Source organism: Sorangium sp. So ce117 (genome assembly GCF_051524395.1).
Classification (GTDB): Bacteria; Myxococcota_A; Polyangia; order Polyangiales; family Polyangiaceae; genus Sorangium; species Sorangium cellulosum_B.
The window spans coordinates 6,316,245-6,329,101 of sequence record NZ_CP150309.1 but is presented as its reverse complement, the minus strand read 5'-3'; the positions used below and the strand labels follow the sequence as shown (position 1 = coordinate 6,329,101).

11 protein-coding genes are annotated in these 12,857 nt (G+C 73.3%); 5 read left to right on the top strand and 6 right to left on the bottom strand.

The genetic code is table 11. From position 1 onward, the window contains the following. Positions 1–161: 161 nt before the first annotated feature. The gene (locus WMF46_RS23645) at positions 162–3,377 is read right to left on the bottom strand and encodes a serine/threonine protein kinase (RefSeq protein WP_437987663.1); all 3,216 of its coding nucleotides are present in this window, start codon (positions 3,375–3,377) and stop codon (positions 162–164) included. Further along, entirely contained in the window at positions 3,374–4,606 is a 1,233-nt protein-coding gene (locus WMF46_RS23640; RefSeq protein ID WP_437987662.1) for a serine/threonine protein kinase, read from the bottom strand. Before WMF46_RS23640 ends, WMF46_RS23645 begins: the two co-directional genes overlap by 4 nt. A gap of 228 nt (positions 4,607–4,834) precedes the next feature. On the opposite strand from WMF46_RS23640, the gene WMF46_RS23635 reads away from it, so the two are divergent. The 5 genes from WMF46_RS23635 to WMF46_RS23615 all read left to right on the top strand — a co-directional run bounded on the left by WMF46_RS23635 (position 4,835) and on the right by WMF46_RS23615 (position 8,010). After that, entirely contained in the window at positions 4,835–5,428 is a 594-nt protein-coding gene (locus WMF46_RS23635) for a hypothetical protein (RefSeq protein WP_437987661.1), read from the top strand. Between the two features lie 71 nt (positions 5,429–5,499). Beyond that, the gene (locus WMF46_RS23630) at positions 5,500–5,733 is read left to right on the top strand and encodes a hypothetical protein (protein WP_437555038.1); all 234 of its coding nucleotides are present in this window, start codon (positions 5,500–5,502) and stop codon (positions 5,731–5,733) included. Between the two features lie 277 nt (positions 5,734–6,010). Then, the gene (locus tag WMF46_RS23625; protein ID WP_437555037.1) at positions 6,011–6,205 is read left to right on the top strand and encodes a hypothetical protein; all 195 of its coding nucleotides are present in this window, start codon (positions 6,011–6,013) and stop codon (positions 6,203–6,205) included. 275 nt (positions 6,206–6,480) lie between these two features. After that, positions 6,481–7,203, top strand: coding sequence for a DUF2914 domain-containing protein (locus WMF46_RS23620; protein ID WP_437987660.1), 723 nt, complete (start codon positions 6,481–6,483; stop codon positions 7,201–7,203). An 18-nt stretch (positions 7,204–7,221) separates the two neighbouring features. Beyond that, a complete protein-coding gene (locus WMF46_RS23615; protein WP_437987929.1) occupies positions 7,222–8,010 on the top strand; it encodes a hypothetical protein in 789 nt (262 codons plus the stop codon). 54 nt (positions 8,011–8,064) lie between these two features. Here WMF46_RS23615 and WMF46_RS23610 read toward each other — a convergent pair whose 3' ends face one another. The 4 genes from WMF46_RS23610 to WMF46_RS23595 form a co-directional block, all read right to left on the bottom strand. Beyond that, positions 8,065–9,105: a hypothetical protein gene (locus tag WMF46_RS23610; RefSeq protein ID WP_437987659.1), complete on the bottom strand. Its 1,041-nt coding sequence runs from the start codon at positions 9,103–9,105 to the stop codon at positions 8,065–8,067. Then, entirely contained in the window at positions 9,105–10,136 is a 1,032-nt protein-coding gene (locus WMF46_RS23605) for a hypothetical protein (protein ID WP_437987658.1), read from the bottom strand. Before WMF46_RS23605 ends, WMF46_RS23610 begins: the two co-directional genes overlap by 1 nt. Next, positions 10,133–11,560, bottom strand: coding sequence for a serine/threonine-protein kinase (locus tag WMF46_RS23600; RefSeq protein ID WP_437987657.1), 1,428 nt, complete (start codon positions 11,558–11,560; stop codon positions 10,133–10,135). Before WMF46_RS23600 ends, WMF46_RS23605 begins: the two co-directional genes overlap by 4 nt. Positions 11,561–11,794: 234 nt before the next feature. Further along, positions 11,795–12,652, bottom strand: a complete 858-nt coding sequence (locus tag WMF46_RS23595) for a 1-acyl-sn-glycerol-3-phosphate acyltransferase (protein ID WP_437987656.1) — start codon at positions 12,650–12,652, stop codon at positions 11,795–11,797. Positions 12,653–12,857 lie beyond the last annotated feature (205 nt).

The following is a 12,857-nucleotide window of genomic DNA, read 5'->3' as shown; positions in this document are numbered from 1 at the left end:
GAGCTCGTCAGCGCCTGACCAGCGAAGCCCTTACCCCGCAGGCCGGGGTAGGGGCTCGCCCCTTTTTGTCGGCCGGCGCGTCCACGTGCCTGCCTCGTCCGTCGCGTCGTGTGCGTCTGTTGTGTCCGTTGCTTCCGTTGCTCCATCGCGGCGACCTCGGTTCAGGGGATCTCGACATCGACCCGCGCGAGCTCGACGATCTCGAGGCGTTCGAGCATCGCGTCGGTGACCAGCGGGCCGGTCGGCCGCAGTCCGCGCCGCGCCTGCTCCCGCTCGTACGCGGCGAAGGCACGGATCAGGAACGGGGGAAACGCCCGGAAGAGCAGCCTCGCCTCGGCCCGGAGCGGGCCGCGCCGCTGGCCGGTGCGGACATCGTAGGTGTACCGGATCGGCACGCCGGGCGGCACGGAGCGCGTATCGATGATCGCGTCCGGCCCTTTGACGATGCCCCGGCTCCCATCCAGCGCGCCGACCGGAAAATAGGTCTCGAGAAAGGCGTTCTGCCCCGACAGGTTCGAGCCGCAAGCGCCGGTGTCCAGGTCGTAATCGCCGTCCGTGAACCGATCGGCGTGGTGCAGCCCCTGGCCGGGCCCGGCCTGGCAGGTGCCGTCTGCGGCCACGACGCCGATGCATCGGACACAGCGCAGAAAGCCGTTCTGAAAGTTGATGAGCCCCCGCCCCCGGAACGAGGTGCCGCCGAGCCGCGGGGGTGGGGTCCAGAGGGGGACATCAGGCCCGTCGCGCACGTCCGCGCCGAACAACCCGCCTGGAGCGCCCGCCGGCGCGAAGGGGCTGTTCGCGTCTGGATCGGTGGTCACCCGGGCGAACACCTTGTCTCTCAGATCCTCGTCGGCGCGGTCGATCCGGCCGACCTCGTAGATCACCCGCCCCTCTCCATCCCTCACCACGAGGTGAACCCAGAACTCGCGTTCCTGGCTGAAGCCGGCCGGCACCTTGTGCCCGGCGCCGGTGTTCTCGATCACGACCGGGATCTCGACGCGATCCCCGGCCGCGCCGGCGCGGCGCGCGGCGCCGAGCTCGAAGCGGAACGTGTGGCGGAGCAAGAGATCGCGGCGGCGGCGCGCGCCCGCCGGAATGCCATGCACGTCGAGCGACGGCTCATCGATGAGCGCGTCGGGGAACTCGTCCGACAGCGGCACATCCACGCCGGAGAAGTAATGGGTCGCGACGTCCGCCGGAGCGGTGGAGTGATCCGCGATCCGGCCCCGCGGGCGCGCGCCGGGCCTCCGCGGGGCGAAGCGCGTGCCGGGCGGGCACTCGGGATCTCCCGGCGACGCCTGCGCGGCGCCCGCCGCCGGGGCCGCCTCGCAGACGCCCGGATAGGTGCTCATGTGGCAGTCCTGGCAGGTCGCCGCCGGGCGGCCCGCGCGCTCCTCGGACCTCGCCCAGTCCGACCACTCGGTGTAGGCGTTGCGCAGCCGCTTGAAGTGCTCGCCCCGCGCCGCGGCGAGGCTGTCGCTGCCGAAGAGGCGCACGTCGTGGCAAGCCCCGCAGAACTCGCTGGAGCGCAGGTACGCCCTCGCGCTCGCCGACGGGCGACCGTGCACCACGGGCTCGACAGCGCCCGCCGCTCCCGCCGGCTGGAGCCCGGCGCGCGCGGCCGCGCCCTGATCCGAGGGGAGCAGCAGCTCCTCGGGGCGGAGGTCGTAGCCGCTGTTCGCGATCCCGAACAGGCCGCGGCCGTCCTCGGGACGCGCAGGGAAGACGGCGCCCGTCACGAAGGACGTCCACGTGGGGTTGCCCTGGTATCCAGGGCGCCCGCGCGGGCCGACCGGGCCGTGCACCTGATGGCAGAAGCTGCAGGAGATCCCCTCCAGGCCGCGCCGGGTGAGCAGGTCGCGCACGGGGAGGCGCGTGCGGGGATCGCCGCCGGCGCGGCCGTCCCACGCGGGCATCGCGGCGTCGAGGTTCTCCGCCGGGCTGTGGCAGTTCACGCACCAGTGCTCGCCGCCCGAGCCGGTCACCGCGACGCCGCTTTGCCCGTCGCGGCAGGCGCGCGCGGGATCGGCCTTGCGCAGGATGCCCGCGCCGTTCGGGCAGTCGGCGGTGCGCCCGACCTGCTCCTCGATGAGGCTCTCCAGCGCGTTGAAGAGCGGGCTCTTCACCGAGTGCGCCATCACCGAGCGGCGCCACTCCGCGGCCTGGCGGCCGTGGCACGCCGCGCAGTCCTCCGCGGCCGTCCGCGCCTGCGCGAGCGGCGCGACCTGCGCGACGGCGACCGCGCGCGGCGCCGCTGGATCGGGCTCACCCCGCGAGAGCGCGAGCGCGGCCGACGCGATCAGCGCCCCGGCGCCGAGCGGCGCGATCCGCCATAGCCGCGCCGCGGCGCCGGCTGGACCGCGCGGCGGGCGGTGGTCGCTCGCGTCGCCCGGGCGCGCGCGCTCGCGCGGCGCGGGGCCGGTCCTCGCCGAGGTGGCCGCGCCGGCGCGACGGGAGGTCCGGGCGGCGTGCACCGGAGGCGCTGGCGGGCGCTCTTCGAGGAACCCGCTCAGCGCATCGGCGATCTGCTCGGCGCGCGGCGGCCGCTCCGACGGGTCCGGATGGAGCAGCCGCAGCACGTAGCCCTGCAGGCCCGCGGGGAGCGAGGTCGCGACGCCCTCGATGAACGGCGGTGGCTCCGCGCGGGCGGCCTCGCCGAGCGCGTGCCGCAGGCCAGCGCCCGCGAACGGGTGCTCTCCCGCGAGCAGGCGGTAGAGCACGAGCCCGAGCGCGTACCGGTTCGCGGCGCTGTCCCAGATCGCGCCGTCGGCCTGCGCGGGCGGCGTCCAGAGGGGCGGGATCTCCGAGGACACCCGCGCGCCCTCGCCGCGGGGCGCCGTGGCGGCGCCGCGGCTCGCCGACGCGCCGACGAGGGCGGCGACGAGCGCGCTCGCGGGCAGCGTCACGCGGCCCGCGTCGTCCACGAGGACCGCGTCGGGCGAGAGCGGACCGGGGAACAGGCTGGCGCGCTCGCACGCGGCGAGCGCGCGGGCGACCTGGATGGCGAGCCCGAGCGCCTCCTGGAAGGGGACGGGCCCGCGCCGCGCGCGCATCCAGTCCGAGAGGGGCGCGCCCGCGAGCCGCCGCGCGAGCCAGACGCGCGCGCCGTCCGGGCTCGCCGCGGCGGCGCGCTCGCCCTCGGCCGGCGAGGCGACGCCGCCGTCGATGAAGCCGCCGACGCCGGCGCTCCCGAGCGACAGGAGGCGCGCCGCGACGGCCTGGTGCTCGGGCCCTGCCGGAGCGTCCTGGTCCGCCGCGCCGAGCCGCCACAGCTCTTCTCCGGAGCCCGCGCCGCAGCGCCATCGCGCGGCGCAGCCCACGGCCGGGAGGGGCGCGCCTTCCGTGTAGCCTGCCTGCTCCGGCGACGCTCGCCTCACCGCGCCCCCTCCGTGGCGGCCGGCGTCGCGGTGCTGGCGGGCGGCTCCGGCGCGCCGTTCGTGGAGCGCAGCGCGCAGGTCCCGAGGCCCGCGAGCGCCGACAGCGTCGCGATGATCGCGATCGCGAGCCTGGGCGGGATGTCGCGCGGCCGGTCGATCTGCTCGACGAGCGCGATCGTGTCGGCGCGAGGCGCGTCCGCTCCGCCGGTGACGCGCGCGGCGCCCGGCGAGCTCGCGCGGTCGTGGTCGTCGGCGCGGTGCGGCACGCTCGCGCGGTCGTGGTCGTCGGCGCGGTGCGGCACGCTCACGCGGTCGCGATCGCCGGTGCGCTGCGGCGAGCTCGCTCGGTCTCGGTCGCCAGTGGGGTGCGGCGCGCTCGCGCGGACGCGGTCACCGGGGCGGAGCGGCGCGCTCACCGCGGTCTGGAACGGCTCCAGCCGATCCACGATGTCCTGAGCGAGGTACGGCCGATCCTCGGGCGCCTTCTCGAGCAGCTGGAAGAGCAGCTGCTCGACGCCGCGGGGCAACCCGCTCCGCACGTCGTCGCTGAGCGGCGGCGGCTCTGCCGTGCATTGCAGGTTGAGCAGCTCCCGGGGCGACGCCGACTGGAACGGCGGGCTGCCGGACAGCGCCTCGTACAGGATGAGCCCCAGGCAGTAGAGATCCGAGCGGTGATCGATGGATCGCGCGTCGATCTGCTCCGGGCTCATGTACTGCAGGGTGCCGACGCTCTGCGTGTTGGTCTGGTTCATCGCCTCCACGACCTTGGCGATGCCGAAGTCCATCACCTTCACGCCGCCATCCCGCTGCACCATGATGTTCTCGGGCTTGAGATCGCGATGGATCACGGGCGGCTGCTGCCCGTGGGCCGCCGCGAGGGCGCTCGCCACGCTGGCCGCGATCCGCACCGCTTCCTGCCAGGGAAGGCGGCCGGCGGCGCCAAGGACGGAGCGCAGCGTCTGGCCGTCCAGGTACTCGAGCACCATCACGAGCTCGCCGGAGGCCTCGATGCTGGCGAGGCTCCGGACGATGTTCGGGTGCTCGAGGTGCGCGAGGATCTGCATCTCGTTCAGGAAGAGCCGGCGTCCCTGCTCGCTCCGGGCGAGCTCGGGGCGGAGCACCTTCAGCGCGACGCGCCGGCGCGACAGGCGCTCCTCGCCCTCGTAGACCTTGCCCATCCCGCCCTCGCCGACGAGGCGTCGAACGAGGTACTCGCCGATCTGATCCATGCGCGCCGTCTCCTCTCCCTCTCCCTCGCCGGGGCGTCTCTTCTACGTGCGAGCAGGGCCGATGGCTTACACCCGAGCCCGCGCGCGGATCGCGGCCGGGCCCCTCCAGCGAGCGCGACGTCCCCCGCTCGGGCGGCTCGTCGCCCGAGGAGAGGATCGCGGTTCTCTGCCGCGCGGGGTATCGAAATCCTGCGCCTCGATGGAGGGCACGGTGGTAGAACCGCCCCCATGCTCCCACGCCGGGTGTCGATCGCTCGAGCGGCGATGATGGCGCTCGCGGTCTCGGCCTGCTCGAGGACCCCGGCGGAGCCGGAGCCGCCGCCGGCCGTCTCCAGCGCGCCGTCCGCCGCGCGGCTCGCGTGGGACGTTCCGGGGAGCTGGGCTGCGCTCGACGTGCCGCACGCGGGCCCGCGCAAGGCCCTCTACAAGGTGCCGAGGGCGGCGAACGACAGGGAGGACGCCGAGGTGCAGGTCCTCTCGTTCGGTCTGGGGAGCAAGGGAGACGTCGACGCGCGCTTCAACGAGTGGTTCGCGCAGTTCGATGGCGACGTCGGGGCGAAGGCCAGGCGCGCGTCGTTCGAGGTGCGCGGCATGCCGGTCGAGCTGGTCGAGGTGGCCGGCACCTACAAGATCGCGCTCGGGCCGCAGTCCGGCGCCCGCAAGCGATCGCCCGTGGAGATGGTGAAGGACGACTACCGGCTCGTCGGCGCGGCCGTGAGGACGCCGGATCGCGGAAACTGGTTCTTCAGGATCGTCGGGCCTGACGAGACCGTGCAGTCGGCGCGGTCGGCGTTCCGGAGCATGATCGAGTCCGCCCGGTGAGCGAGTGAGAGCCGAGCGGCCGGGAGCGCGGCGCTCGCAGCGCGCGCCGAGCACATGATACGTTGCGCGCCATGGACGACCGAAAGCGAGAGGCGCGCACGCCGGCCGAGATCTTCCGTGTCGAGGCGGAGGCCGAGGCGGAGCAGAGCCGGCTCTGCGAGGAGAGCAAGCACCAGCTCGCCAACCGCTGCCCGGAGTGCGGCAGCCTCGGTAGCATGGAACTGGTCGACGGGCTCATGCGCTGTATCGATTGCGACGAGGTGGTGGCCGCAACCCGCCAGCTATCCGGCTTCGGCCGCCGCTGAATCCCTGTCGCGCCGCCGCGCGACCTCCCGCGGAAATCCCGATGAAATCCCAGTAGATCCCCGTTGAAACAAAAACCAACGCTTGAGCCTCTGCCGGAAAGAACTCACCGGGCGTGGCGCTTTCCAGGTGATTTTCAGTAGGATTCGTGACTATTCTGCGAACATTGGCGTTCTCGCGCCCGGTTCAGTTTTCGCCCCAGACGCGGTGCACGGAAGTCCACGCAGGTCAGCCGGCCGGGGCGTGAACAGCAGGACTGAAGTCTTGAAGGAGTTGGAGATGAAGCGGATCTCAGCGGAGAGCTCGGACCATCCGTCGCGGGAAACAAGCCAGGGATCCCGGGCGAAGACGGCACGAGGCGCGAGCGGGGGCCTGCTCATCCTGATGATCGAAGACAGCGCGATCACCAGCTTCGCCACGACGCCAGAGGGCGAGTCGACCAGCGGTCCGCGCCGGTCCCGCCCGAAGCACTGACCCGGAGCGCCGCGAGGCGCCTTGCGGGCGTGCGCTCCCACCGGAGCGCCGGCACATCGCGACGCGGTGCTGCCACACCTCAGGGATCCCTGATGAGATCTCGGGACCTCGGGATGCCTGCGCCCCGGACCCCACGTCCAGCGCGCGGCGACGAGCCCTCGTGAGCCTGGCGCGAGCCGCTGGGTCGCTGGCCGGCGGGTTGCCGTTTTTTCGCCCCCTCCGCTGAATCGTGGCACCTCGTCGGTGTGGACACCCGGGGAACGACACGGAAAACCATGGTCCTGGCGCTCGCCGCCGCCGTTCTCGGCGGGGCGGGGCTCGGTTGCAGCGATCCGAGCGAGGCGATCGCGCGGATCTCCCGGGAGGAGCTCCCCGCGCTGAGCCGCGCGGCGGAGGGGAGGCCAGGCGGCGGGTCCGAGGGGCAGGCGAGCGCGGCGGCGGCGGGCGAGGCGCGACCGGACGCGGCGGCGCCGCTCCGGGCCGCCGCGAGCGGCGCTGCCGCGGACGAGGGCCGCAGCGACGCAGACCGCCTCGACGCGGCGGACGCGTCGCCCGCCCGCGGTCCGGGTCGGGAGCGTCGCCGCAGGTCGGGGTCGGCTCAGGAGGCGCGCACCGCCGCGGGCGCTGCGCAGGGCGGCGTGGGAGAGGGCGCCGCTCGGGCGCCCGAGCTCCAGGTGATACGGCTCGTCGTGTCGAAGGGCATCGCCGGCCGCGAGCCGATCGAGCCGGCGACCTCGTTCGCGAGCGCGGAGATCGACCGCCTCTACGCCTTCGTCGAGCTCTCGAACAAGGACCAGGCCACCTCGGAGATCAGCGTCGTCTTCACGCCGCCCGATGGCGGCCCGCCGCTGCGCATCCCCCTCGCGGTCGGCGCGCAGCGGCGCTTCCGTACGTGGGCTGCCACGCGGAAGGCGCGCGCGGCGGGGCTCTGGTCGGTGACGGTCAGCGACGCCGCGGGCAAGGAGCTCGCGCGCGCCTCGTTCACGATCACGAAGTAGGAGGCGCTCGTGGCTCGCATGTTGTGCTCGCGCTCCTCCGCTCTCCTGGGCGCTCGCCGCGCCGCCCTCATGGCCCTCGCGCTCGCCGCGGGAGGCTGCGTCTCCCGGGCCGCGCCGGCGCCCGAGCCTGTCGGGACGCCACGCCCGCCTGCGACGGCCCCCGCCCTCGGCGCGCAGGTAGGGTGGTTCGGCTTCTGGGTCCCCGACGGTCCCGCGGCCCGGGTGCTCTCGCTGCACGTCCAGGAGAGCGACGAGGTCGAGCCCCCCGACGCCGAGCCGCCCGCGCGCGCTCCGGCGCCCGGCGCGACGCCGGCGGAGGCCGACGAGGAGCTCCGCTACGTGGTCCTGCCTGGCGTCGAGCTCGCGCCCGCCGTCGAGCAGAAGGTCGCGGAGATCGCGTCCGCCTACTTCCGGCGAACCGGAAAGGAGCTCGTGGTCACGAGCGGCACGCGGGATCCCGCGCGACAGGCCGAGGCGATGCACGAGCTCTTCCGGCACGGCGCCGATGTCCTCGGCCTCTACAAGGACAAGACGGCGGCGCGCGAGATCAAGAGCGCCTACGAGGAGGGGCGCTCGGCCGAGCACCCGCCGGAGGCCATGATCGCCGCCCTCGAGCGGGTGATCCGCGCCCAGATCGATCGCGGCGTGTTCATCTCGGCGCACCTCCGGGAGGGCGCCGTCGACATCCGGAACCGGGACATGACACCCGCGGAGAAGCGCGCCTTCCTCGAGGGCGTCGACGAGGTCGGGGGCGTGTTCGCGCTCGAGGAGTCACGGCCGCCCCACTATCACCTGCAGATCGATTGAGCCCAGGAGGGCCAGAGGTCCACGCGAGGCGGCCGCCAGGCTGGCGGCTGCGCGTCACTCGTCGTTGAAGCGGACGATCTGTCCCGAACCGGAGTTCGTCCAGTAGACGCCCGTCCCGTCCGCGGCGATGCCCGTCGGGCCCTCTTGATTCGCCGCGATCTCCTGCGGACCGCCGGCGCCGTCCTTCCGGAGCCGGTAGACGCTCTTTGCCTCCTGGACGGTGATGTAGAGGTGGTCCCCGTACGTCGCGATCCCGGCGGGAGCGCTCGGCAGCTCTTTGTCGAGGAGGAGCACTGCGGCGTCTCCGTCCGCTCCGCTCCGCGGAAACCGCATGACGTTGTTCCCGTGGAGCCAGTAGAGGTTGGCCTCATCCAGCGCGAGCAGCCCCGGCGGTTCGAGCTCCGTGAAGAGGTCCTTCTTGGGGGCATCACCGCTGATATCGATGACCGAGAGCGTCTTGTTCTCGGGATCGGTCCAGTAGACGAGGGAGCCGTCGAGCACGATGTAGCGCGGCTTGCCGCCCTCCGTCAGATTCGTTCGATTGCCGCCTTGCTTGGACACCGAGGTGATGCGGTTGGCGTTCGGCCGGGCGCTGTAGACGTTGTCGGCGCTCGGCGCGATCCCGGTTGCGGCGCCGCAGCTGCCCCACAGCATCTCCCCGCCAGATGCGGGAATCGGCGCCGCTTTCGGTAGCTTCAACAGCTTGTCTCGGGTATCCCCCGCGTCGGGGTCGCAGTCGTCTTTGATGAAGGCGGCGTCGGTGCTCGACCAGTAGACGTGAGTCGCGTCCAGCGCGAGCGCGTCGGGCACCTCGTTGGAAGGCCCGAGCAGATCGATGACCGCCCAGTCATCCTTGATCTGCCTCCGGAGCGCGCCGCCCTTGAAGCTCCCCTGACTCCCGTCATTCCCCCTGTTGATCCAGTAGATCGCCTCCTCGTCGAGCGCGATGGCGCGAGGGTCCGCCTGGTTTTCGGCGATCGTCATCAGCTGGATCACCTGGCGATCCTCGAGCCCCGCGATCTCGGCGCAGCCGTTGAGGCCCGGCGCGAGCGCGGCGAGGGCCAGCGTCACGGCAGAGCGCTTCGAGCTTCGCATCACCAATGGCCTCCGAGCACCACGCGCCCCCCGTCCGAGGCGACGCTGGGCGCGACCCACACGCGCTCGCCCGTGGCAGCCTGCTCCGGCGAACGAGGCGACATCAGCACCATCGCGACGCCGGCCCCGAGGCACACCAGCCCGGCGCCGAGCGCGATGTTGGAGACCATCGCGGTCGTCCGGGCGCTCTCGTTCGCCTCGACGTCCGCGCGGCTGCAGCGGAAGCTGCCGCTGCACCCCTCCTCGACATCCACCGCTTTCTGTATCGTCAGCACCCCGAACACCGCCCCCACGCCGATCCCGGCGATCCCGACGCCGCCGGCGACGAAGCCGAGCGCGCGCATCGGGTTGCCGGTCGCCTCGGGCTTCGCGGCCTCCGGGCGGGCCGGCGGCGGGGCAGGGGGAGCCGCCTTCGCCTCCTGAACGGCGACGTCCGCGAGCGGCGGGATGGTCACCCGCGTCGTGCTGGGCCCGGGGTCGAGCGTCACCCGCTGCGACCAGGGCTGCTTGCCCGGCGCCTTGGCCTCGATCGTCGCCGTGCCCGGATCCACGGGGATGCCCGAGCCCGTGGCCGCGGCGGCGCTCAGCTCCTTGCCGTTCAGCGTGATCGTCATCGCAGGAGCCGCCTGCGTCGCCTGCGCCGCGTCCAGGACGAGACGCGTCAGCTTGGCCTCCAGCTCGGACGCGCGCTTGGCCGCGAACTGGGCGCGATCCTGCTGCCCGGCGCTCGCCGCGAGCGAGGACGCCTCCGTGAACTCGGCCCATGCGCTGGCCGTCTTGCCCTCCTTCTCGTGGCAGACCGCCAGGTTCAGCAGCGTCCCGACCGTGGGGTCCACGCGCTGGCTCTCCGCGAGCTTCGGGCAGGCCTCCTGGAGCTTGCCCTCGTCCATGAGCTTCTTGCCGTCCTGGAACAGCCCCTCGGCGAGCGCCTTGTCCGCCGCGGTCGGCTGCGCCAGGAGCGGTGAGGTCAGGCTGGTCCCACAGAGCAGCGCGAGCCATGCGCCCGCGTGTCGCGCTCGTAACGATCTCAATGGCGGCTCCTCAGCATCTCGTCCTCGCTTGTCGACCTCGGCGGTCTCGGCGGGTGGCCTGCCTTGAGCGGCGCTCCGGAGGCGGCCGCCTTCGGGCGCGCGTCGGCCGCCGCGCTGCCCGTGGGAGCCGCGCTCGGCGCGGGGACCGGCGGCGCCGCCGGGCTCGACGCCTCGGTCGTGGCGCTGGCGGTCGCGGCCGGAGCGCCCGGCGCTGCAGCGGGGGACTCGGGCCCGGGCGCGTCGACCGCGGCGCGCTCGGGCTGGTGGGACACGGCGGCGCTCGGCGCTTGCGACGCCACGCGCACGCTCGCGACCAGCCACACGCCCGCCCCGGCCGCGCCGGTCAGCAACGCGGCCACGCCGGCGGCGACGAGCAGCCTGCGCCGCGAGCGGCGCCGGTTGCTCGTGTGCGACCATGACGCGCCGGACAGCCTGTCGCTGTCCTCGGCCGCCCTCGAGTTGAGCAACGTCTGTCCGGCCGGCGACGCCGCGCCGATCGCGCTCTGGATGCGCGAGGTCGAGAGCTTCGCGAAGCTCGACCCGAGCGGCTCGAGGGCCTGCGCGAGCTTGCCGACGTTGGCGTACCGCTCGCTCACGTCGCGCTCCAGGCAGCGCGAGACGATCCGCTCCAGCGTGGCCGGCGCGTCGCTGCGCTTGTCGCGGAGCCGCGGCACCGGCTGGTGCAGGATGTTCGCCATCACCGCGGCGACCGTCTCGCCCTGGAAGGGCGGCTCGCCCGTCACCAGCGTGTAGAGCAGCACACCGAACGACCAGACGTCGGCGCGCCCGTCGACGGTCCTCGGCGCCATCATCTGCTCGGGCGACATGTACCCGGGCGAGCCCATCACCTGCTTCGTCGACGTGAGCCCCGGCTCCGCGGGTGAGTCGAGGCCTTGCCCCTTCGAGATGCCGAAATCGAGGACCTTGATGTGCCGTGTGCCGTCCGCGTGCTCGGCGAGGAACAGATTCGAAGGCTTGATGTCCCGGTGGACGACGCCGGCCGCGTGCGCCTCGGCCACGGCCTCGAGCGCCTGCAGTACGTAGTCGACAGCGTCCTGGATGGACAGCGGACCGTGGGTATCGATGACCTGCTGGAGATCGAGCCCGGTCAAGAACTCCATCACCATGAAGGGCACGCCGGTCTCGGTGGTGCCGACGTCGAACACGCGCGCGACGTGCTCGCCCGACAGGCGCGCCGCCGTCCGCGCCTCCCGCAGGAAGCGGGTGACGGCCTCGTGGTTCGCGAGGGCGTCCTGGCGCAGGATCTTGATGGCGACCTTCTGGTCGAGATCCTCGTTGCGCGCCGCCAGCACGACGCCCATTCCGCCGATGGCCACGACCCGCTCGACGCGGTACTTGGCTGCGATGAGCTCTCCCGGCTGGGCCAGCGGTGCGAGGAGCTGCGCGGTGCGGTCGGGGGTCACGGCTGGCGTTCAAGCCTACATGAACGGACTCGGTTTTCCGAGCGCCGCGCGAGGCCCAGCGCCCTTTGTCGCGCGCCCGCTGGTTTTGGCGCGCCGCGCGCCGCCCGCTCGGGCCATGGGCGCGCTCCGGACGTCACCGCACGCCACCGCACGCCACCGCGCCGCCATTCTCCTGCGGTTCGCTCGTCAATCGCGCGGCCCATCCACCACGCGACCCATCAACCACGCGGCCCATCAACCCCGGGGGAAGAGACCGTGCCTGCCCGCCGCGCGGAGTTCGTCCAGCCCGGCCTCCATGCGCGCGACGATCCGCGCGAATGCGCGCTCGACCTCGTCCGGGTCGCTCGCGGCCTCTCTCGGGAGCCCGAGGTGCAGCGGGCGGAGCACCCTCGTGTGGATCTTCACCGGCAGGGGCACATGGGGGATCGGGATGCCGACGATGAGCCCCCACGGCAAGGCGAGGCCGAGCGGCGCGACGTTCGAGCGCGCGAGCTCGGGGAGGCGGAGCCACCTGGCCAGCCTGCTCCCATCCGTGGCGATGTAGAGGGATTGGTGCGCCCCCACGCTCACGATCGGCACGATCGGCACGCCCTCGCGGATGGCGAGCCGGACGAAGCCGCGGCGCCGGCCGAAGCGGATCGTGTACTGCGCCGAGGTGGGCTTGCACGCGTCGAGATCGCCGCCGGGGAAGACCAGGACCGCCGCGCCGCGGGCGAGCGCTCGCCGCCCGTTCTCCGGGCTCGCGGCGATGGCGCCGCAGGCGTTGAGCCAGGCGCCGGCCTTCGGGACGTTGAACGGGAGATCGTGCATCAGCCCGTAGGACAGCCGCGAGGGCCCATAAAGGCGCCAGAACGCCGTCATGTGGCAGTACATATCGGGCATTCCCGTCATCGCGTTGTGGTTGCTCACGGCGAGGAAGGGGCCGTCGGGCAGCTGCTCTTCGAGCTCTGTCTCGCAGCGGAAGTAGTCGTCGTAGAGGAGGCCGAGCAGCGGGAGCACCCGGGCGATGAACGCCGGGTCGCGCGCGTCGAGATCGTCCGGGCGGGCGCGCCCGCGGCCCTTGAGCGCGAACGCCGCGAGCGCGTCCTTCACGAGGTCAAGGCTGGGGCGAGGCTCTCTCGGTAAGGTCAGCACCGTTCACGGTGCCCTAGCGTGCGGCCGAACCGAGGGGAAGCGGTTCGTTCAGGACGCCTGTCGCGAGGCCTCGGCGCGGGATCGAGTCCGTCACCCGCTGCGCGCCGCCTGCGGTCGCGCCGAACGCCCGCTGCGCGCCGCGCCCGTGTGGGCCGGATCGTCG

Coding starts and splice junctions, on each gene's coding strand:
- WMF46_RS23640 (WP_437987662.1), bottom strand. CDS start 4,606: ATGGATCAGATCGGCGAGTACCTCGTTCGACGCCTCGTCGGCGAGGGC.
- WMF46_RS23635 (WP_437987661.1), top strand. CDS start 4,835: ATGCTCCCACGCCGGGTGTCGATCGCTCGAGCGGCGATGATGGCGCTC.
- WMF46_RS23630 (WP_437555038.1), top strand. CDS start 5,500: ATGGACGACCGAAAGCGAGAGGCGCGCACGCCGGCCGAGATCTTCCGT.
- WMF46_RS23625 (WP_437555037.1), top strand. CDS start 6,011: ATGAAGCGGATCTCAGCGGAGAGCTCGGACCATCCGTCGCGGGAAACA.
- WMF46_RS23620 (WP_437987660.1), top strand. CDS start 6,481: ATGGTCCTGGCGCTCGCCGCCGCCGTTCTCGGCGGGGCGGGGCTCGGT.
- WMF46_RS23615 (WP_437987929.1), top strand. CDS start 7,222: ATGTTGTGCTCGCGCTCCTCCGCTCTCCTGGGCGCTCGCCGCGCCGCC.
- WMF46_RS23610 (WP_437987659.1), bottom strand. CDS start 9,105: ATGCGAAGCTCGAAGCGCTCTGCCGTGACGCTGGCCCTCGCCGCGCTC.